The 21,127-nt window shown below is 44.3% G+C and carries 16 protein-coding genes and 1 tRNA gene; 4 read left to right on the plus strand and 13 right to left on the minus strand.

Going from position 1 to position 21,127, the window contains the following annotated elements; translation table 11 throughout:
- Positions 1–165: 165 nt before the first annotated feature.
- The 3 genes from KO473_RS04110 to KO473_RS04120 all read right to left on the minus strand — a co-directional run bounded on the left by KO473_RS04110 (position 166) and on the right by KO473_RS04120 (position 2,193).
- Positions 166–1,305, minus strand: coding sequence for an acyltransferase (locus KO473_RS04110; RefSeq protein WP_005818948.1), 1,140 nt, complete (start codon positions 1,303–1,305; stop codon positions 166–168).
- 109 nt (positions 1,306–1,414) lie between these two features.
- Positions 1,415–1,978, minus strand: coding sequence for a Crp/Fnr family transcriptional regulator (locus KO473_RS04115; protein ID WP_005776050.1), 564 nt, complete (start codon positions 1,976–1,978; stop codon positions 1,415–1,417).
- Positions 1,979–2,108: 130 nt separating this feature from the next.
- Positions 2,109–2,193 (minus strand) — tRNA-Ser (locus KO473_RS04120).
- Between the two features lie 246 nt (positions 2,194–2,439).
- Here KO473_RS04120 and pflB point away from each other — a divergent pair.
- Both pflB and pflA read left to right on the plus strand, forming a co-directional pair.
- On the plus strand, positions 2,440–4,668 hold the full coding sequence (gene pflB, locus KO473_RS04125; RefSeq protein WP_005776049.1) for a formate C-acetyltransferase: 2,229 nt from the start codon (positions 2,440–2,442) through the stop codon (positions 4,666–4,668).
- A gap of 4 nt (positions 4,669–4,672) precedes the next feature.
- On the plus strand, positions 4,673–5,398 hold the full coding sequence (pflA, locus tag KO473_RS04130; protein ID WP_122130554.1) for a pyruvate formate-lyase-activating protein: 726 nt from the start codon (positions 4,673–4,675) through the stop codon (positions 5,396–5,398).
- Between the two features lie 170 nt (positions 5,399–5,568).
- Here pflA and KO473_RS04135 read toward each other — a convergent pair whose 3' ends face one another.
- Together KO473_RS04135 and KO473_RS04140 are read right to left on the minus strand one after the other, a co-directional pair.
- Positions 5,569–6,828, minus strand: a complete 1,260-nt coding sequence (locus KO473_RS04135) for a porin family protein (protein ID WP_005818941.1) — start codon at positions 6,826–6,828, stop codon at positions 5,569–5,571.
- Positions 6,829–6,881: 53 nt separating this feature from the next.
- Positions 6,882–7,430 carry an RNA polymerase sigma factor gene (locus KO473_RS04140; protein WP_005776045.1) on the minus strand — a complete coding sequence of 183 codons (549 nt, stop codon included), beginning with the start codon at positions 7,428–7,430 and terminating at the stop codon, positions 6,882–6,884.
- A gap of 189 nt (positions 7,431–7,619) precedes the next feature.
- Between KO473_RS04140 and KO473_RS04145 the strand changes: the two genes are divergently transcribed.
- A complete protein-coding gene (locus KO473_RS04145) occupies positions 7,620–8,375 on the plus strand; it encodes a NigD-like protein (RefSeq protein WP_005818939.1) in 756 nt (251 codons plus the stop codon).
- A 102-nt stretch (positions 8,376–8,477) separates the two neighbouring features.
- Here KO473_RS04145 and KO473_RS04150 read toward each other — a convergent pair whose 3' ends face one another.
- Positions 8,478–9,404: a hydrogen peroxide-inducible genes activator gene (locus KO473_RS04150; protein WP_005776043.1), complete on the minus strand. Its 927-nt coding sequence runs from the start codon at positions 9,402–9,404 to the stop codon at positions 8,478–8,480.
- Positions 9,405–9,544: 140 nt separating this feature from the next.
- Here KO473_RS04150 and KO473_RS04155 point away from each other — a divergent pair, with 140 nt between their 5' ends.
- Positions 9,545–10,018 carry a Dps family protein gene (locus KO473_RS04155; RefSeq protein ID WP_005818936.1) on the plus strand — a complete coding sequence of 158 codons (474 nt, stop codon included), beginning with the start codon at positions 9,545–9,547 and terminating at the stop codon, positions 10,016–10,018.
- A gap of 103 nt (positions 10,019–10,121) precedes the next feature.
- Here the strand turns inward: KO473_RS04155 and KO473_RS04160 are convergent, their stop codons facing one another.
- From KO473_RS04160 to KO473_RS04190, 7 genes are all read right to left on the minus strand, one after another.
- The gene (locus KO473_RS04160) at positions 10,122–11,120 is read right to left on the minus strand and encodes a glycoside hydrolase family 130 protein (protein WP_005809670.1); all 999 of its coding nucleotides are present in this window, start codon (positions 11,118–11,120) and stop codon (positions 10,122–10,124) included.
- A gap of 53 nt (positions 11,121–11,173) precedes the next feature.
- Positions 11,174–12,442, minus strand: coding sequence for an MFS transporter (locus tag KO473_RS04165; protein ID WP_005809672.1), 1,269 nt, complete (start codon positions 12,440–12,442; stop codon positions 11,174–11,176).
- Between the two features lie 245 nt (positions 12,443–12,687).
- Positions 12,688–13,701 carry a BT_3987 domain-containing protein gene (locus tag KO473_RS04170; RefSeq protein ID WP_005818933.1) on the minus strand — a complete coding sequence of 338 codons (1,014 nt, stop codon included), beginning with the start codon at positions 13,699–13,701 and terminating at the stop codon, positions 12,688–12,690.
- A gap of 22 nt (positions 13,702–13,723) precedes the next feature.
- On the minus strand, positions 13,724–14,860 hold the full coding sequence (locus KO473_RS04175) for a DUF1735 and LamG domain-containing protein (protein ID WP_005818931.1): 1,137 nt from the start codon (positions 14,858–14,860) through the stop codon (positions 13,724–13,726).
- 17 nt (positions 14,861–14,877) lie between these two features.
- Positions 14,878–15,930, minus strand: a complete 1,053-nt coding sequence (locus KO473_RS04180) for a glycoside hydrolase family 18 (RefSeq protein WP_005818929.1) — start codon at positions 15,928–15,930, stop codon at positions 14,878–14,880.
- A gap of 26 nt (positions 15,931–15,956) precedes the next feature.
- On the minus strand, positions 15,957–17,501 hold the full coding sequence (locus KO473_RS04185) for a SusD/RagB family nutrient-binding outer membrane lipoprotein (protein WP_005818927.1): 1,545 nt from the start codon (positions 17,499–17,501) through the stop codon (positions 15,957–15,959).
- 12 nt (positions 17,502–17,513) lie between these two features.
- Complete coding sequence (locus KO473_RS04190) at positions 17,514–20,819, minus strand: SusC/RagA family TonB-linked outer membrane protein (RefSeq protein ID WP_122130553.1); 3,306 nt, start codon at positions 20,817–20,819, stop codon at positions 17,514–17,516.
- Between the last annotated feature and the right edge of the window lie 308 nt (positions 20,820–21,127).

The raw sequence follows: 21,127 nt of genomic DNA on the forward strand, positions 1-21,127 counted from the left end.
TCTTGTATAAGATGGAAAGATTAAATTTATTCTTTGGCCTATCTCTATATGCAGGATAATGGAGAGCAGGGGGTCAGACTTTAAGTTTATATGCCGGACATAAATGAAGGGGTTGCAAAAAACGATTTTTGCAACCCCTTCATTTATGATACAGTGATGTTATTTTTATTTCTTTGCCAGAAACTTCTTAGTCAACCATCTTCTGACCGGTTCATCATAGAACTTCAGGCAGAGATAAGCCAGTAAGATGTTTCCGAAAAATACAACCAATGCCATCGGCCACGCCTGTGAAAAGCTGAGTTCTTTACTCCATACCCACGCATAAAACAGATACATGAAAGGGTAGTGTACTATATACAACGGGTAAGATATGTTTCCTAAGAATTCACAGATTTTAGATGACTTTTTATCTGTTGTTTTTCCCGAAGCACCCAGATAGACAAGTAACGGAAAAATAATGATGGCACATACAGAATCATAAATACCATTCATCCACGGAAATTCACTACCACCGATATAAGGCATGGAAAGCAAAACAATAATTGCCAGACTGCATATCCAAAAGGCACCTCTAACCTGAAGCGGTTTAAAAACACGCATCATCAACAATCCGATAGAGAATGAAAACAATAAACGCAGGAAACCTCCGATCAGATTATAATCTGCCATTGACCATCCCACACCCAAGTGACCATAACCGGAAAAATTGAATATGGCAAATGAAGCCAGTCCGATTCCGGCCAATACAACCAGCACCGTGAGAGCCTTCGTAGACAACTTGCGAATAAACAATGCATATAGTATGTTTCCGATATACTCAAAAAACAAAGACCAACTGGGACCATTCAAAGGGTACATCTCACCGTTTCCACGGACTTCGGGACCTGCCCCCGGCGCAACAGGAATCAAAAATATCCCCATAAGCATAGCCAACATTACCATCGAAATGGAAACCTGTGAACCATCCCACTTCTCACAACCCTGCATGCAAAACGTAATGCTACCCAAAACAGCTCCCAGAACCACCATCGGATGCAAACGAATTAATCTGCGTTTGAAAAAGTCTTTTGTTTTCATCGTTTTCCAACGGTCATCATAAGCATAGCCGATAACAAACCCCGATAAGATAAAGAAGAAATCGACAGCCAGATATCCGTGATTAAATCGCTGGTCCATGGGACTTGTTGCAAAACCTTCGAATATATGGTACCATATTACCATGAGAGCAGCGACCCCTCTCAATCCGTCAAGAAGTTCATAATGAGGTTTTGTGTCTAAAAATGCAGTAGTAGTTCCTTTTTGCATGATAATTTACAAATTTGTTTTTTGTTAACGGTTACATAATAATGCGGCAAAGTTACGCAACTTGAAAAACATAAAATTTGTTCTATGGCAAAATCTTATCGTATAAAAATCATTTTTGGGCCCTAAGACGACTAAGTGTAGAAAGCTTGATCCCCAGATATGATGCGATATATCCCAAATTAGCCCGCTGGCACACTTGAGGAAACTGCTGCTTAAACTCTTCGTAACGTTCTTTGGCCGGCAATGCAAGCCGTTCCTTATGTGAACGCTGCAAACGTCTATATTCATTTTGATGGATAATCCGTCCCCAGTTAGCCAGTTCGATATTGGTTTGAAAAAGCCTGTTCAAGTCAGCCAGTGATATTTTGTATGCAACAACGTCTTCAAGTGTTTCTACAAATTCTTCACTCAACTTATTATAATATAATTCATCCATGCTAAAGACAATTCCCCCTTCACAAGAAAAAGAAGTAGTTATTTCTTCCCCGTTCACAAGCCAGAAAGAACGGGTCATCCCTTTTTCTATAAAATAAGCGAACTTGCAAAATGTATTTTCCTTTATCAACAAATGTTTTTTGGGAAAATGGCATAAGGTCACACTCTCTTTCAACGCTTGTATTGTATCGTCAGAAAGCAGACACACAGAATTTATCTTATCTATAACATTCGTCATAAAGCTTCGGATAATTGAATATCTATAAAAGTCATTCAGACTAAGCCTTAAAATAGAAACACCCAACTTTACAGTTTGGACGTAAAGTTGGGTGTTTATCCTGTAGAACATTGATTATCAATGTTTCTTGCGGAGAGACAGGGATTCGAACCCCGGGTACCTCGCAGTACAACGGTTTTCAAGACCGCCGCAATCGACCACTCTGCCACCTCTCCAAAACTACTTTTCAATAGTGCTTTTCTCTTAAAGCGCTGCAAAGGTACGAATCATTTTTAAATCTGCAAATTTTTCCGCAAAAATATTTGGAAAGAGTACTTCAACAGAGAGGAACACAACCTCCCTATAAGTAGGTATTTTTATGCTATTCAACATAAAATAGGAACCTTTTATATCCCTAAACCGAAAAAAGATCGTAAATTTGCACGCTCTAAAGGATAACTAACCACTAACTGATTAATTTTATGGAATTGAATAAGACCTTTAAAGATGGACTTTGGAGCAAGGAAATCAACGTCAGAGATTTCGTCAGTAACAACATTACTCCTTACGAAGGGGATGCTTCTTTCCTGCAAGGACCTACTGAACGCACTAAGGCTGTCTGGAACAACTGTCTCAAAGCTCTCGAAGAAGAGAGAAACAACAATGGAATTCGCGCACTTGATTACACTACAGTATCTACTATAACCTCCCACCCTGCCGGCTATATCGATAAAGAGAACGAACTGATCGTCGGATTACAAACCGATCAGGTACTGAAACGTGCCATCAAACCGTTCGGCGGAATCAATGTAGTAATGAAGGCTTGCCGTGAAAACGGAGTAGAGGTGGATGATAGAGTAAAGGATATCTTCACTCATTACCGCAAGACACACAACGACGGAGTATTCGATGTATACACTGATGAAATCCGTTCATTCCGTTCTTTGGGATTCCTGACCGGGCTTCCTGATAATTATGCACGCGGACGTATCATCGGTGACTATCGCCGCCTTGCCCTTTATGGTCTCGACCGTCTGATCGAAGCCAAGAAAGAGGACCTCCATAATCTTACAGGTCCGATGACAGAAGCCCGCATTCGCCTCCGCGAAGAGGTGGCCGAACAGATCAAGGCACTGAAAGAAATCAAGGTGTTGGGTGAATACTACGGTCTGGATCTCAGCCGCCCGGCATATACCGCACAAGAAGCCGTACAATGGGTGTACATGGCTTATCTGGCTGCTGTAAAAGAGCAGGACGGTGCTGCCATGTCATTGGGTAACGTGTCTTCATTCCTCGATATCTATCTGGAATATGAACTGAGCCAGGGAACTATTACGGAAACATTCGCTCAGGAGTTGATCGACCAGTTCGTTATCAAACTCCGTATGGTACGTCACTTGCGTATGCAGTCGTACAACGATATTTTTGCAGGTGACCCGACATGGGTAACCGAATCCATCGGAGGACGTTTCAACGACGGGCGTACAAAGGTCACTAAAACATCTTTCCGTTTCTTACAGACACTCTACAACTTAGGTCCGTCACCGGAACCTAACATGACTGTACTATGGAGTCCTGAACTGCCGGAAGGTTTCAAGGCATTCTGTGCACAAGTATCCATCGATACTTCATCCGTACAGTACGAAAACGATGACCTGATGCGTGAGGTCCGCCAATCGGACGATTACGGTATCGCTTGTTGTGTTTCTTACCAGGAAATCGGAAAGCAAATTCAGTTCTTCGGTGCCCGTGCCAACCTTGCAAAAGCATTGTTGCTGGCAATCAACGGAGGACGTTGCGAAAACACAGGTACTGTCATGGTAAAAGACATCCCTGTATTGACAGGCGAAACGCTGAAGTTCGAAGAAGTAATGGCCAACTATAAAAAGGTATTGGTACAGATCGCCCGTGTATATAACGAGGCCATGAACATCATCCACTATATGCACGATAAGTATTATTACGAAAAGGCTCAGATGGCTTTCGTAGATACTGATCCGCGCATTAACCTTGCTTATGGTGTAGCCGGACTTTCAATCGCTATCGATTCACTGTCTGCCATCAAATATGCGCATGTGAAAGCGCGCCGCAATGACATCGGCCTGACTGAAGGATTCGATATCGAAGGTGCTTTCCCCTGCTTCGGTAACGATGATGACCGTGTAGACCACTTGGGTGTAGACCTGGTATACTTCTTCAGCGAAGAACTGAAGAAACTCCCGGTATACAAGAATGCCCGTCCTACCCTCTCGTTGCTGACCATCACTTCGAACGTGATGTATGGCAAGAAAACAGGTGCCACTCCCGACGGACGTGCCAAAGGCATCGCCTTTGCACCGGGTGCCAACCCCATGCACGGACGTGACAAGAATGGTGCGATTGCTTCGCTCAGTTCAGTAGCTAAGTTGCGCTACCGTGATTCACAGGATGGCATCAGTAACACATTCTCTATCGTTCCGAAATCATTAGGCGCAACTCAAGAGGATCGTATCGACAACCTGGTGACCATGATGGACGGATACTTCACCAAAGGCGCACACCACCTGAACGTGAACGTACTGAACCGTGAAATGCTACAGGATGCAATGGAACATCCCGAAAAGTATCCACAACTGACTATCCGCGTTTCAGGATATGCCGTCAACTTCGTGAAGCTGAGCCGCGAACACCAGCTGGAAGTTATCAGCCGAAGTTTCCACGAAAGAATGTAATTGAATGATAAACGTACACTCATACGAGTCAATGGGAACATTCGACGGGCCGGGTCTCCGGCTCGTCGTTTTCCTTCAGGGGTGTAACTTCCGGTGCCTGTATTGTGCCAATCCGGACACAATCGAAGCCAAAGGAGGTACGCCAACCCATCCGGATGAAATTGTCCGCATGGCTGTCAGCCAAAAAGCTTTTTTCGGTAAGAAAGGAGGAATAACTTTCTCCGGTGGAGAACCCACTTTTCAGGCGAAAGCTCTTATCCCACTTTTTAAAAGACTGAAGGAAGCTGGAATTCACATCTGCCTCGACACCAACGGCGGACTGTGGAACAATGATGTTGAAGAACTCTTGGGGTTGACTGATTTGGTTTTATTGGATATCAAAGAGTTCAATCCGGAACACCACCAGTCTCTGACCGGAAGAAGTAACGAACAAACACTGAAAACCGCCGCCTGGCTCGAAGCCAATCAAAAGCCATTCTGGCTGCGCTATGTATTAGTGCCCGGCTACAGCGACTTCGAACACGATATCCGGCAGTTGGGAGAACATCTTGGAACGTACCGGATGATTCAGCGTGTAGAGATATTGCCTTATCATACTTTAGGAGTTCATAAATACGAAGCGATGGACAAAGAATATCTCTTGAAAGGAGTGAAAGAAAACACTCCGGAGCAAATAGAAAAGGCCGAAAAATTATTCAGGCAATACTTCCGGACAGTACAAATAAATTAGCTTATCATTAAGAAGGGGATGAGAGTGTATCAAGAGTCTTTTCAACACAGAGGACACAGCCCCATCCCCTTTATTTTTTTATCACTCCAGAGAGCCACCGCCATTCTAATGAAGTGCCACCGGCATTCCGATTAAATGCCACCGCCACTCCGGCTTACATCTGCCTTACTTTAATAAGTGAATCGCAATCCTGCCTGCAAATTAAAGTTACAAGGTGTTTCTTTTCGGATAGTCTGTATTTTCGAACCATCGTCAAAGAAATACGAAACTCCCGGTTCCACATAAAATCCCACATGCTCCGTTGCATTGAACTGAGCTCCTACTGCACCTGCTACAGAAAATTGCAGAGGTTTCACATTCACCTTATCGCCCGCCAGTTTTCCATATACACATTTCTCAACCATTCCACCGGCAGATACATAAAGCGTAAAGTATTTCTTTTCCAGGAAATTCCAGTTTCCGCGTACCGGGATACCGATATAATGCAGTTTCTGAGTCTGCATCTTGTTATCTCCCTGTCGCTTGACATCGGAAGACAACAACGTATAAGTCAATCCGGTTTCTACGGAGAAACCTTTCGGAAGGGATTTACGTACGGACAATCCGAAACTTACCGGCTGATGATGTTCATAATCCATCACGGTAGTCGTACTGGACTTCAGATAAGGAACTCCCCCTTCAAACACAACTTCCTGATCTGCGGGAATATTCACGACCCCATTCATAATTGTCATCAGGTCTACCCTGTTGCTCATCGGACGGGGTGCAAAACTTTCCGAACCATTCGTCGGAAGTCCTCCCCCATTGCCTACCCCTACTCCCATCGACCATTTTCCATTCCGCTTTGCAGAAGAACTCTCAATGGGCAACTGGTATTTGTCTTTACCGGATGGCCTCCGGGCCTCTTTCCTTTTTTCTATTTGTGACGCAGTACTCTCTTTTTTCTCCGTTACAGCAGCTGCTTCAGAGTGTGATTCGGCAGGCTTCTCCGCCACCACAGCCTCCGGATGTTTCTCTGCCCCCGGAAAGGCTTCCGGAGTGATCTTTGGATCATTCCCTTTCGCCAAATACCCAGAAGCGGAACTCACGTCTGTCCCTCCCGCCGGCTTCATTGGCTCGGACACAGCGACCTGTACATCCGGTAAAGCCGGTTCCGGCAATATATCCGGATTGACAGCCAATGAAGGAGCCGTCGCATAGCGAATTTCATCTGCGACCGGACTATCCAGGAAATACAAACTTACAGCAGTCGTCACCACCAACACTACGGCAGCCGCGGCAACGGCCCATCGGCGGTACGGATATATTCGTCTTTCGGTTACGGGCATCAGCTCCTTTTCCAGTCGTTCCCAACCGGAAGCAGGTATCGGCTCGGAATAATCCTCGAGCTTCTCTTTGAATGCCTTTATCCATTTTTCGTTTTCTTTCATCATTCTATTCTATTTTAGAAATCCCGGGTTCACTTGGTGTCCGAAGACATACGTCAACCGTTGATCATCAACCATTCCTTTACTTTCTTGGCTAATACACTCTTTGCCCGAAAAAGTTGTGAAGCCGAAGATTTTTCATTAATCCCCAACATCTGTGCGATTTCCTTGTGCGACTTATCTTCAAAGGTGTATAAGTTGAATACGGTACGATATCCGGCGGGGAGTTCGTTAATAAATTGCATCAGCACTTTCTGAGGAATCGCTTCGACAGCCGAAGCATCGGGTTCGTCATAAGTTTCGGGAACTTCATCCAGTGCCATGGTTTGGTTCATCACATCGTTCTTTCTTAAGAACTGTAAAGCCGTATTCACCATTACACGCTCCATCCATGCTCTCAGAGAGCCTTCACCCCGCCAGGTAAACTTATCGAAGGAGTCGAAAATCTTTAGGAAACCGTCGTGTACCAAGTCTTGTGCCATGTCTCTGTCTCCGGCATAACGAAGACAGACACCAAGCATGCGCCCTGCGTACTGCTCATAAAGTTCTTTGCGGGCACGATTATCTCCCTGCCTGCAACGTTCCGACAGCTCTAATTCATTCATTCTCCTAAACACGTGTTTACCTTATAAATGCAGCAAAGATAGAAATACTGCACTGAGAGAACAACTCTTTTATCACTTTTGTTTCTTTAACATTTTACGATGCAATATTTCACGGCTCCCCGCATTTCTTCAATACAGCGAAGAATAAATCTCAATGAATAAATAGGATACTAAAACCAACAGGAACTTATGAGAAAATTTAAATTAGTAACTTTTACCCTCATTCTGGCACTACTGCCCATCCTGCAGTCTTGTCTGGACAATGAAGACAATGATTATTGGGTCACTTGTCCTCCGGGTGGGATACTGGCCATCGGTACAATGAAAATTCCCAATGCGGACACCCCGAGGGATTTTTTTATTGCCCTGGACAACGGAAATAACGTATTCCCCGCAGATACGGCCGATATTCGCAACTGGAAATACACCGTCGCAGAAGGACAGAGGGTTTTTGTGGGTTACGTGAAGATGGAAGGAGAAGAAAAACCCGGATATGAAAACGGTAAGATATTCACAATAGAAGATATACTGACAAAGGATATCATCCCGCTGACGGAAGCAACGGCAGACAGCATTGGAGACGACCGCATCAACGTCACGGCGCATGCACTTACAAAGGATTATCTCACCATCGAATACCAGTATCTGGGCAGTATGGACGAGAATAAAAAGCACATGCTGAATCTGGTACAAAACGAAATGACAGACCCTGTTGAAGACGACGGATATATCTGCCTGGAATTCAGGCATAACGCTTTCGACGACTCTCCCAGTAAACTGGGTTCAAGCCTCATCTCCTTCAAACTGGCCAATATAGCCGATCTACTGCCGACAGCAAAAGGAATAAAGCTCCGTGTAAACACGATTTATGACAACATACAGTATATCACAATAGATATCAATGAAGATAAGAACTTAAAAATAAAATCATTTCATTCTCAATAAAACAACAGAAGACACCTGCACAAATTTGACAAAACTAAGAATAATTCTGATATATAAAAGAAATAAGGCGGCGATGTTTGTGAAAATATCGCCGCTGTTTTTTTATACCAGGCACTGAACAGCCTGTAAAGTAAGCATCTCTTTGGGGACTGCTGCCTGGATCTCTTCTTTCAATACTTGCAGCAGGCTGGTACGGATAAAGTCTTTTCGTGTAACCAGGACAATCTGGCGAGTGGGCCTTGGGATGGCAAACGGACGGACCAGTTCTTTCTGTTCTTCGCTCAGTTGCATCACTGCCAGCTCCGGAATAAATGTAATGCCCTTACCGCTCTCCACCATATGCATAAAAGTCTCCATACTGCCCAAGCGATAAGCCATTTGGCTGACCTTTACCGCTTCCATCTGGCAGAAACGGACCAACTGGTCGCGAAAGCAATGTCCTTCGTCAAGAAGCCAAAGTCGCTCTCCGGTCACGTCGGACGTACGAATCACATCGTGTTTGAACAATGGTTCCTTTTTCGAAACGTAACCGAAAAACTGCTCATAAAACAAAGTCTCCTCTGTTAATGCAGCATCATCCAGCAGACTGGCAATGATAGCGGCATCTGCTTCACCCGTCAGCAAAGCCTTGCGGATATCCGGTGTTTTCATTTCCATAACCCGTATATCAAGATCGGGGTATTTCTCCATCAGTTGCGGAAAAAAACGAGGCAAAAGATAAGGTGCAATCGTAGGCAATACGGCCAGCCGGAACGTACCGGACAAAGAATGCTGTTCCTCATTGATAATCTCCTTGACGCAGGTAGTTTCCGAAAGGATTTTGCGTGCCTGTTCCAGCACCTTCTTACCGATGGAAGTGGGACAGACCGGAGTCATACTGCGGTCGAACAGCTTCACTCCCAATTCGTCTTCCAGTTTCTGGATCATCGCACTCAAAGTAGGTTGCGTCACCCGGCAATACTCGGCAGCTTTTGCAAAGTGCCGGAACTGATCGACGGCCAGAATATATTCCAATTGTTGTATAGTCATCGTTCTCTGATTTATTAAAGATATAGAATCTATCAATGCAAAGATAGAAATTTTCAGTTTGACACGAATCATTTTGTGCCGTATCTTTGTTCCAGATAAAAAGAAGATATATAGTATTAACTCAAAAAAACAATAGCATTATGAAAACTTTAAATTATACACATTTGGATGAAAAGGGAGCTAACAACATCGTAGTATCATTGCAGCAATTACTTGCCGATTTTCAAATTCACTATGCAAACTTAAGAGGATTTCATTGGAATATCAAAGGACACGGTTTCTTCGTACTGCACAGTAAGTTCGAAGATCTCTATAACGGAGCCGCCGAAAAGGTGGACGAAATTGCCGAACGCATATTGATGCTGGGAGGAACTCCCGCCAATAAGTACAGTGACTATCTGAAGATGGCACAGATCAAGGAAGTGGACGGAGTGAGCAAAGCCGATGACGCATTGAACCATATTCTTGAAACTTACGGGCACCTGATAGCAGAAGAGCGTAAAGTCCTGTCTCTCGCCTCTTCACACAACGATGAGGTAACAGTGGCTATGATGAGCGACTATCTGAAGGAACAGGAAAAAATGGTTTGGATGCTGACAGCATACAACGGATAACTCCAAACAGGGTTACGCCCTTTTATCTAAAGGGTGTAGCCATACAGACAAAAGGGTGTAGCCATCCCGGCAGGATAGCTACACCCTTTCTCTTTTATCCGATTCAGATGATACTTGTACGTTTTGTAAATTCTATAATTTCCGGAATATATCCGAATGCAAGTCCCGTCACCGTATCTGCACATCCGTAATAGATGGCAATTCGTCCGGTCTCCGAATCATGAAGCGCCGCGCACGGGAAGCAGACATTAGGCACATCGCCCATGCATTCGTACTCTTTCTGGGGTGAAATCAAGTAAGGTCCCGAACGGAATTTCACTTTCCAGGGTTCATCAAGGTCAAGCAATGCGGAACCGAAACTATACACAAAACCATTGCATGAAGCTAATACACCGTGATAGATCAGCAACCAGCCTTCTGATGTTTCAATCGGAATAGGTCCTGCACCGATCTTGGTGCACTGCCAGGCACTGTCTTCAAACGGAGCCGGAGACATTACATGACGATGGCGTCCCCAAAATTCCATATCGGGAGATTCACTATAAAAAATATCTCCGAAAGGCGTATGTCCATTGTCGCTCGGACGACTCAACATGGCAAAACGGCCGTTTATCTTACGAGGAAACAAAACTCCATTCCGGTTAAAAGGAATAAAGGCGTTTTCCAGCTGATGGAACGTTACAAAGTCATAGGTATAAGCAACACCAATAGTAGGACCATGATAACCGTTGCACCAAGTCACATAATAGCGGTCCTCAATGAAGCAAACCCTGGGATCATATCCATAAACCCAGTTCCCGATCTCCGCATCATCACATTGAAACTTCAACGGCTCTTCATTGATGTCCCAATGAACGGCATCTTTACTGAACCCCACATGCAGACGCATGCGACGGTTGGTATCATCACAACGGAACACTCCTGCATAGCCATCCTTAAACGGAACTACGGCACTGTTGAATATACTGTTTGAAGTAGGGAGCAAGTCGCGCGGAATAATCGGATTTGCCGAACAACGCCACACTACATCTTTGCATCCTGCCGGACGTTCTTCCCAAGGCATGGCCGGCAAAGCAGCACCTGCAATTTTAAATTCTTCCATGATTCGATTAAATTAATATTATGTATATATCTCGTTTATATTAAAATTCTCTTTTATTTCTTCTTTCCGTCCGGATACGTAAAAGGTACCAGCCAAGTAACGACAAAAGCCGGTATGGTAGCGATCAGCACCCAGACAAAGAAATCACGATAACCCAGCCAGTCGCTCAGATATCCACTCATCATCCCCGGAAGCATTACTCCTAAATTCATGATACCGGTGGCAAAAGCATAATGTGCCATCTGGTGTTTGCCGGGGGCTACTTGCTGCATCATAAAGAGCATTAATCCGACGAAACCAAATCCGTACCCCAAATATTCAAATACAATGGCCGTACCGATAATCAACAGGTTAGAGGGTTGGTAAAGTGCCAATAGGAAGTATACCAAAAACGGAATATTAAAAGCGCAACACAAAGAAAACAAGGTCTTCCGAAGTCCGTAAGCCGAGATGTAATAACCCGCCAAGAGCGAACCGAGGATAAATGCTCCTGCTCCGAACGTACCGTATACCAATCCGATGTCCTGAGTACTAAGCCCCAATCCGCCATCTGCAACCGGTGCTTTCAGGAACAACGGTACAATCTTCAGGGCGTATCCTTCGGCAAATCGGTACAAAATGATAAAGACAATGTAGAAAGCAATATGTTTTTTTTGGAAAAAAGAACGAATGACTTCCCAAAGCACGTTCAATGCATCTCTCACCGTATTTACTTCGCCGGAAGCACCTCCTCCCGAAGGCAGAATCCGAATGTGGTAAAGGCCGATCAAAATCATAATACCCGCACACATCAACATCACAATCATCCAGGCATGTACCACTCCAAATTCATCCTTCAGCATACCTGCCAGCCAAACCAAGCCTCCGTTGGCAAGTATCTTGGCCAGATTATAAAAAGCTCCCTGCCAACCGATATACTTGGCTTGCTGGGTAGCAGTCAGCTCCGTCAGGTATACTCCGTCACCCGCAATGTCATGAGTCGCACCACTGAGAGCAATGATCCCCATCAGAGCGATGGCATAACGAAAAAAATCGGGCAACGGCAGCGAAAGTGCCACCAACGCAAATGCCAGTCCGGTAATGATTTCTGTAGCGACAACAAAGTACTTCTTCGTCTTAAACATCTCCAGAAACGGACTCCATAAAGGCTTCAATGTCCAGGGAAGCATAATGAGAGAAGTCCAGAAAGCAATCTGTGCATTCGACACCTCCATATCGGAAAACATAAGGACAGAAACCATCGAAAGGGCCACAAACGGCAATCCCATCGCAAAGTAAACAGTAGGCACCCAACATACAGGGCTTATCGGCTTTTTATTCATCAGTTAGTTTTTTATAATAATTCCATCGGTTAACAATTCCAGTAAGCAAAGATAGGGGATATTAAAAACATAGCCCAAAATTACGACAAGAAGTTGCATTCACTACATAATAATACAACTGACTTCACAAAATCACTAATCCTTACCGGTTCTTTTTTTTGCTCTGCCGGGATGAAGTACACAAAAGAAGCACCGAAACCTTATGGCCCCGATGCTTCTCCCCCTTATCTACAATCTAAACACCTCTATTGCTTCACAAATAAATTTATTTCCGCAAATCCGGTATAGCTATCCGGGCTCAGACAATTAATCCTGAACTCTTTAACATCCCCGATAGGTGGTTCGATGACTGCATACTGCGGCTCGTTTCCTTTAAAGCTCCTGAAAGTCAAAGTCCTCTGATAAGTCACCCATTCTGTCGCTCCGTCTTTCCTGACTTTGATCTCCGCACTTTTCAGATTGTATGACGATCCGTAAGCACTCTGTTTAGTAACCGAAAATCCTGCCAAAGTAACAGGCCGGGGCAATACTGTGTTCCACCAGCACTCTTCAGCATTGGCTACTCCCCACGAAAACCAAGATGTATTTGCTTCACCATCGATAGCCAGATGTGCACCATATCTGGCATCATCGTTTGCGTATGCATTACTGCAACTTACATCCCATGCACTGCGGTCCACTGCCGCCCAGTCTGCAGGCTTCGTATAGCCGGTATAGAGTATGCTGGCATAAATCCGGATATAGACCGTATTCATAGATGTACTCACAGCCTGTCCGTCCATACCGGTAACTTCTTTAAGCATCACCGGGAGTACGTATCCGTCAGGGTTGCTCAATTTCTCTATGTTCTTCAAAACCACACGGAAAGAAGACTCGGCCACAGTCTGTCCGGTTTTCAGAGTGGACTCTTTTTTCTCAATATCATAATTATCTCCGGGCAACAACTCGCATTTCGTCTTCTTAGCCGAATTATAAGCATTTACTTTCAGGGTATCGATACCTAAAGTAGCGGTGACCTCCCGTGAAACCGGTTGTACGGCACACAGTTGTATTTCAAAATCAGAACGGTCAGCGGTAGATGAATTACTTACGCGATCTACCACTACTACAGCACTCATTTCAGCCCCCGGTGCTACTCCCGTTCTGATATATATTTTTTGATATTTGTTCATTTCATCATCATCGTTACTACACGAAACCAATGATACAAACCCTGTTATCAAACAGATTAAGGTCACAAAATTCAAATGTCTATTCATATCTTATTCTTCTTTTACATAGTTATTGTTTATCAAAACGAACATGCTCTTTCCAGACAAGGGTCCCTCCTGCCGTGAGGTCGTATCCGTGTCCGGTACAATCGGCAAAAGCATTTCCTTTGCCCTCGTCCATTTTCCAATAACCTATCAGGTTCGGATCAGCGGGTTTCACGGCAAAATACATGTTAGACTGAATTTGTGTCTGGCTGATCGCTGTCTTCCAAAGACGTACCTGAGCCATCTGGCAATTGTTCCGGAAGTAGCTGCCGCTTGAAACCATGTTCATCGTGTCGAACCGTACCGGGCCTCCTTTCGTTTGTAAAGTCACATCAAGCACCCCGTTAATATAAATCGATAACAATCCGGAAGAATTATAGACAAACGCCAGATGATACCATTTGTCTTTCTCAAACAAAGTCACCGTATTAACCTGACTTCCCAGCGTTTTCACCTGCAATGAATTATAAGGAATCATAGCGTCACCAAAACGGATATATACCTCATGGTCTTTGCTACCCGAATTGAAGATAGCCTGATTATTAATGTCAAAGCCATCCATTTGTACCCAGGCTTCAAGCGACCATTCGTTGGTTGTCACTCCCCACAAACCTTCTTTGGACGGTTTTACAGCATTTGTCGTATTCATAAACGGCACGGACTGTATCAGCGGCTTGTCCAGTAAAATAATAAACTTCGACGAAAGCCCGATCGTAGACACCGGTCCTTGAATTTCGGTGAGGGATACCGGAATGGCATAGAGTTCTCCGTTTTCATTCGAATAAGGTTTCACCTTAAATTCTGATGGTACGGCACTTACATCACCCGCCTGAATCTTTATCTCTTTATCATAAGAAAAATATTGTTCAGGAAGAACCTCGTACGAAGTTTCATTGGCTTCATTGTACTCTTTAAGAATAGAGGGGTCAATCATCAAAACAGCAGTTACATCTCCGGCAACAGGCTGCCCCATGCGTACGGTCAAAGTAGTTGTGGTAACATTTTCAGGATCAACCGTAACCTTTGCCGAACCATTCTCGGATGCTTCATTCAGATAAATAGCATTGTCAATCACACGGTAATCGGCATCTTCGCATCCAGCCAGAATCATCGGCAGAACAACACAAGCAAGCAAATAAGATTTTATTGTTACTCTTTTCATAATCAAATTCATTTAAGTCATTTTACAGCGGGATTCATAATTCTGATTGCCTCACGCAAGTATTTGTATTCAACGTCGCCCGGATAATCATATTCCATATGATACGTCCCTACTCCGCCCTTTCGAACTTGTTTACCATCAATGACCGGAGTCCAGCGTGCCATTCCGGCAAGTGCCCGCATTTTATTTCCGTAACGATCTACATAATCGCCTCCTCCTGTCGGAGCATAGGATTCGAAATTTTCTGTGACGATGTACATATTAGCCACTTTTTCGGGAGTGAGTACCTCTTTAAAATTGGCAATTGTACCGGCCAGCCGCCTGTCAAGATTAGTATCGGAGTTACCCGCAAGGTTGGAGTATGCCTGCACGATGAAGTAATCAAAATAAGGTCCGGTTTCCGGATGAATGCTTTGTGGCTCACCATCGATCACAAGCAGTCGCCCCGTGCCCGATTTGGGTCCTATTCTCTCTCCTAACGCCTTTACGAAAGTGAGCATATTTTCGGGATAGCTGGCCAGATTTCCGGGAGACCCATAATTAGGTTCATAATCGATATCGAAACCATCATATCCATACTTATCGATGGAGTCACAAATGGCATTTGCATATTTTCTGATCGCGCCGTCGATAGCTTCCTGATCGCCATCTTTCCACCCCCAATATTCTTTATAATTCTCTTTATACTCTTCGGGAGTCAACTGATCGCCCACATTAGCTACGATAAAGCACATCAATGCACGCGTACCTTTCAGTTCTTTCACTTTTTTCTTATCCAGCATCCGGGCTTCATCCAGATTCTTCCAGTTTCCCCAAATGGAAACGAAGTCCACACTATCGGGAAGTCCCATCAGACTCCCCACCATCGAAGCTCCCACACCTGTCCAGCCTCCAAACCAGCCAAACGCAACCGAATGCTCCGAACGTTTATAAGCTCTCAGATTCTCGTAGTAGTCATTTCCCGGCATTTCAAAAAAATCCTCTGCCTCGGGTTTGGTCCAGTCACTGCAACCCAGAAGCATACTGACGAACAACGCAAAAACCACTATATTTAAATATCTCTTTTTCATTTTCTTTTCTCTTTTTAGCTTAAACATCAATTCTTTTTAGCCCACCAAAGGTCGGTAGCCCCAGTATCCGGGCCCCCCAACATTGAGACGGCTACCGAAACATTGGCAGCATTTCCCTGCTTCTCGGACAATGGGAAAGGCAAACGCCGCAATTGCCGGTTGGTGTCAATTACTCCGTTACTCAGATTGCTGACAGATGGAAACACTTCCGGATAACCTGTACGCCGATAATCGGCCCAACCTTCAAAGCCCAGAGGGAAATTGGCTATCCATTTCTGAGTAATGATACGCTCCAGTTTTTCTTCTGTAGGAGCACCTTCATTCCACGCAATCGTTATCTTGGTTTTCGGTGTATAATTGCATTTAACCGGGTTAGTCGGGTCGACAAAAGGTTCAGGCACTGCCACTGCATTTGCCAGATATTCTTCTGCTCCACCCACTTTCCGCTGGTCGAATGAAAGTTTAACGCCTTGTTCGTAGAAGTCACGGGCACTACCTCCCATATCCCAACCACGCAGAGCACCTTCAGCACGCAAAAAGGCCGTTTCAGCCGCACAGAACATCAACATATCGTCTTTCTGATCGTAATTGGGCATAGAGTATCCTGCATAAGTGGCCGGCTTCACTCCTTCCAATCCCGAACGCATACCCATATACGGGCTATTGCCTCCCAACTTGGATGTCGTGAAATAGACTGCGCTACGAGGATCGGAATACCCTTTCATATAACTGGCAATAGTGGCATTGATACGGATTTCGCCCCAACTGGAGGCTACCAGCCACAGCGGATTGGGTTCGGCACCTACACCGACATATGCATTATTATCATTCGTATCTATCAGTCCGCGGGCACTCTTTACCGCTTCCTCAGCTTTCGCACGGGCAAGTTCGGGCGCCACATTACTGATACGGACAGCCAGACGCAATTTAAGCGAATTAGCAAAACGCATCCACTTATTATAATCTCCATTATAGACCGGATCATAGCCCTCCAACGGCTTCAATCCGCCGACCTCGTCTACATATTCGCCCAGTATCTGTACTGCATAATCCAAGTCTTCAAACATGTGTTTATATACATCTTCCTGACTGTCGTATGCAACAGCCGTTTTGCCATTGGCCACTTGACTGTAGGGAATGGGACCGTAACAATCGGTCACACGCAACATTGTATTTACGCGAAGCAGCTTCGCCATTGCCCAATAGTGACCTTTTCCGCCGGTTGCCGTTTCCAATTTAAAGTAGTTGGAATAGAATTTCTCAAAAGGCGTATTGAAAGGAATCTGATTCCAGGATTCCGTCTGGTTGAATGTATTGAAGTTAGAGCCACCCCATGAGTTAGCCATTGTCAGATAGCCGCTAAAAGGTCCCGCTACCATCTGGTCAATCATCTGATTGTCATTCTGCTGTACATTGATTCCGGTAGTAATCATTGTTGCAAACAGCATGGGCGGATTGAGTGAATGGGGTTCGTACGGATTGGTGTTGTATTCCTCAAAATTACTGGTACAGCAACACAAGAGTGGCGTGATAGCTGCGGCCAAAGCCATATTTAATATTTTATTTTTCATAATCGACTTGTTTTAAAATTGAAACTTAACATTGAAGCCAATATTACGTGTGCTCGGCTGCATAAAGTAATCTACCCCCTGATAGAAATTGCTGGTAGTGGAAGGGGTCATTTCCGGATCGAACGGTGCTTTACAATAAATCATCCAAAGATTCTTTCCTACGATACCTGCCGTTATGCCCACTTTATTGTTAAACCACTTACGAGGTAATGTATAACTCAGGTTCAACTCGGAAAGGCGTACGTTCGTCGCACTATAAGTGTAGTATTGTCCCAATCCTCCGGTAGAGCCTCCGATGGTTTGAAAATAAGACTTGGCATCTACGAATCCGTTATTGATCCACACTCCACCGGCATCACGTGCATCGGCTGTAGCTTTGGACACACCGTAATAATCGAGTATACCCTGAGTGTTCGACACGCATAATCCACCGACACGCGCGGTCAGAACCACGCCCAGGCTGATGCCTTTATAAGAAAAGGTATTACTGAATCCCATATTGAAATCAGGATTCATCGTACCTATTTTTTTAGGTTCGGCATAGTCCTGCACTCCGACTTTACCTGTCTGGGGATCTACCCAGATATTTCCGTTACCATCCGTACGAAGCCCCTTATCTACATACAGGTCCCCCATCGTTCCACCTTCTCTCAGGATGACTCTGGGACCATACCCGTCGGCTCCCAACACAGCCATACGCAACTCCGGCATATCGATGATTTCACCGGTTATCGGATTCGTCGCGCCACTGGCCAGACGTTTCACCTTATTACGATTCATGGTGTAAGTCAGGTTGCTGTTCCAGCTGAAATCCCTCCATGTATTATTATATCCCAATGCCAGTTCCAAACCATAATTCTGGATATTGCCTGTCTGGACAATAGCCGAAGAATAACCGCTCGACGACGCCAGGGTGATGTTAAAGGTTTGGTTATACGTATTCGAATGATAGTAAGTGGCATCTATACTGAAGTGGTTCCATAATCTGGCATTTAAACCCACCTCCCACGAACGTGTGTCTTCCGGCTTCAGATTAGTGGCAGGCAAAGTTGTTGAAGAGCCCCACTGATGGGATTGTTCATTGAACTCAAAGCCCGGATTCGATAAATAACGTTCGAAAGACGAAGCCACCGAACTGTATGAACCACGCAGTTTCGCATAAGAGATAAACTCGGGCAACCGGAACATCTCCGACAAAACGACAGATCCGCCGATGGAAGGATAGAAGAAAGAGGAGTGTTTAGTAAAGGCAAGCTGCGACTCCCAGTCGTTCCGTCCGGTCAAGGTCAGATATGCCATGCTGCGCCAACCTAATTCTATATTCGCAAATACCCCCTGAGACTGATCATGATATCCGAACTGTTTGGGCTTATAATTACTTTCATAATTAATATTTCTCACTGTAAAGAAATTGGGTATACCGGCCAGATCGCCTTCATTACCCATTTGTTCGTAAACCAAATCTTTAATAGATGCACCGATATTGGCATTCAGCGAGAAATCTCCTATCCTCTTATCAATATTTACCATAATATCAGCATATGTATTACGGTCTGTACGGTTCTGGTCCGAATAGAAACCATTGGCTCCCGCAAAAGTAGTCAGAGTAGATGCATAACGCTCCTGAGTCAAACGAATATCCGAATTATCTACTTTAACACGGCCCGCAACGTTCAGCCAATCCGTAAGTTTATAAGTCAGGCTTGCATTGATCATGTAACGTTTTTTTTCTGTTTTACGGTTCATGCGTTTCATAATCCAGTACGGGTTTTGCAAACTCAGCCCCTGATGCCCGTAAGGCCAGAACTGCGCATTCACCCCACGGCTCTCGCTATAACGTTCGAACATACGGATCTCCTCAAAATTATCATTACGAGGAAACAGATATAATGCCGGCAATGGATTGAAATATTGTCCCTGTGCCGTTATATTTTTATCATTCTGGATGATGTAACTGGCACCGATGTCCAGAGTCAGTTTATCTTTCAGGAAAGTAGCCGTATTCCGGATTGAGAAGTTGTAACGGCTATAACTGTTATTAGGCAAAATACCGGTTGCATTCGTTGTTGAAGCCGATGCATAAGTCTGGTTTTTCTTTGTTCCGGTCGAGAAAGAGATGGCATTAATTACATTCACTCCGGTATTAAAGAAACGGGCAGGATCATAACCCTGTCTGGTTTTATTGCCCCAGCTTGCAAATTCTCCCGGATTATTTCCATACCGGTTTTGCATCTCCGGCATAATATACGCATCAGAGAACATGGTATTATTGCTGACTGTCAGAGTTGTCTTCTCGGCAGATCCCTTTTTCGTGTTAATCAATACAACTCCATTGGCAGCCGCATTGCCGTACAAAGCAGCTGCGGAAGGGCCGGTCAGCATATTAATACTTTCAATATCATCCGGATTAAGGTCGGCCACACCGTCCGAACCACTCTGAGTTGCAAAGGAACCCTCGCTCTTACCAAAACTGACATTGAACATTGGAATACCATCGATTACATAAAGGGCATTGTTATCCTTTGTTATAGACTTAGTACCTCGCATCACTACCCTGGAAGCCGAACCGACACCACCGGCAGAATTGTTAATCGTTACTCCGGCAACTTTACCTTGCAAAGAGTTAATGAAATTGGCATCTTTCACTGTATTGATGGCATCGCCACCCACTTGTTGCACATTGTAGCTCAATGCCTTTTGTGCCCGCTTGATACCTAAAGCCGTTACGACAACTTCATCAAGCACTTCCGTGTCTTCTTGCATCACAATTTTCAGTGGCTTAGAGTCTGTCACTGTAATGGCCTGCGAAGCATAGCCGATATAGGATATCTCGATGACATCTCCTTTGGCAGCCGATATTGAAAAGTGTCCGTTCATATCGGTGATTGTCCCATTGGATGTTCCTTTCACCAAGATACTTACGCCGATCAACGGTTCGCCTTTAGCGTCCGAAACATTTCCTGTAACCGTGACTTTCTCTTGCTGAATAGCTTTATCCTTATCATTAGCTGAAAGAATGAGGTGTTTGTTCATAATAGAATAGGAAATCCCCGTCCCCCGAAGCAAACGATTCATCACAGACGTAATATTCTCATTAGTAGCTTTAACGGAAACTGGTTGATTGGGGTTAACATCCCTGGTGTTATACACGATAGATAATGAGGTTTGATGTCCGATTTCATCCAGGACATTGCCTAAAGGGGCTTTAGTAAAGTCGATATTTACCCGAATATCTTGCGCTGAAGCAAAAATAAAAGCAGGAATCGACAATAGAAAAAATAGCAAGTACTGAAACTTGTGTTTCACTGATTTCTTCATCTTGTTCTTTTTTAATTAGAAAATGTTTTAGGTAAAAATTGAAAGGTTTAGCAAAAGAAAACTGCTAATTCATATTAAGGTTGGTTTTTAATTAAGGGTCCTTGTTCATCGTTGCTACAGATTTTAGGGTTAACTATATTCACTTTTCTGCTAATAATACATTTCAACCTATAAGCATACTAAATCAAGAAGCGACTTTTTTCAAAAAAAGAATAAAAAAAGAATAAGAATACAGATTGAGAAATAAAAAAAGGAACCATTCCACATTGGAAACAGTCCCTTTTACTGATTTAGGTTATAATAATAAA

The sequence above is a fragment of the Bacteroides sp. HF-4919 genome (genome assembly GCF_018860125.1).

Coding starts and splice junctions, on each gene's coding strand:
- KO473_RS04110 (WP_005818948.1), bottom strand. CDS start 1,305: ATGCAAAAAGGAACTACTACTGCATTTTTAGACACAAAACCTCATTAT.
- KO473_RS04115 (WP_005776050.1), bottom strand. CDS start 1,978: ATGACGAATGTTATAGATAAGATAAATTCTGTGTGTCTGCTTTCTGAC.
- pflB (WP_005776049.1), top strand. CDS start 2,440: ATGGAATTGAATAAGACCTTTAAAGATGGACTTTGGAGCAAGGAAATC.
- pflA (WP_122130554.1), top strand. CDS start 4,673: ATGATAAACGTACACTCATACGAGTCAATGGGAACATTCGACGGGCCG.
- KO473_RS04135 (WP_005818941.1), bottom strand. CDS start 6,828: ATGAAAGAAAACGAAAAATGGATAAAGGCATTCAAAGAGAAGCTCGAG.
- KO473_RS04140 (WP_005776045.1), bottom strand. CDS start 7,430: ATGAATGAATTAGAGCTGTCGGAACGTTGCAGGCAGGGAGATAATCGT.
- KO473_RS04145 (WP_005818939.1), top strand. CDS start 7,620: ATGAGAAAATTTAAATTAGTAACTTTTACCCTCATTCTGGCACTACTG.
- KO473_RS04150 (WP_005776043.1), bottom strand. CDS start 9,404: ATGACTATACAACAATTGGAATATATTCTGGCCGTCGATCAGTTCCGG.
- KO473_RS04155 (WP_005818936.1), top strand. CDS start 9,545: ATGAAAACTTTAAATTATACACATTTGGATGAAAAGGGAGCTAACAAC.
- KO473_RS04160 (WP_005809670.1), bottom strand. CDS start 11,120: ATGGAAGAATTTAAAATTGCAGGTGCTGCTTTGCCGGCCATGCCTTGG.
- KO473_RS04165 (WP_005809672.1), bottom strand. CDS start 12,442: ATGAATAAAAAGCCGATAAGCCCTGTATGTTGGGTGCCTACTGTTTAC.
- KO473_RS04170 (WP_005818933.1), bottom strand. CDS start 13,701: ATGAATAGACATTTGAATTTTGTGACCTTAATCTGTTTGATAACAGGG.
- KO473_RS04175 (WP_005818931.1), bottom strand. CDS start 14,860: ATGAAAAGAGTAACAATAAAATCTTATTTGCTTGCTTGTGTTGTTCTG.
- KO473_RS04180 (WP_005818929.1), bottom strand. CDS start 15,930: ATGAAAAAGAGATATTTAAATATAGTGGTTTTTGCGTTGTTCGTCAGT.
- KO473_RS04185 (WP_005818927.1), bottom strand. CDS start 17,501: ATGAAAAATAAAATATTAAATATGGCTTTGGCCGCAGCTATCACGCCA.
- KO473_RS04190 (WP_122130553.1), bottom strand. CDS start 20,819: ATGAAGAAATCAGTGAAACACAAGTTTCAGTACTTGCTATTTTTTCTA.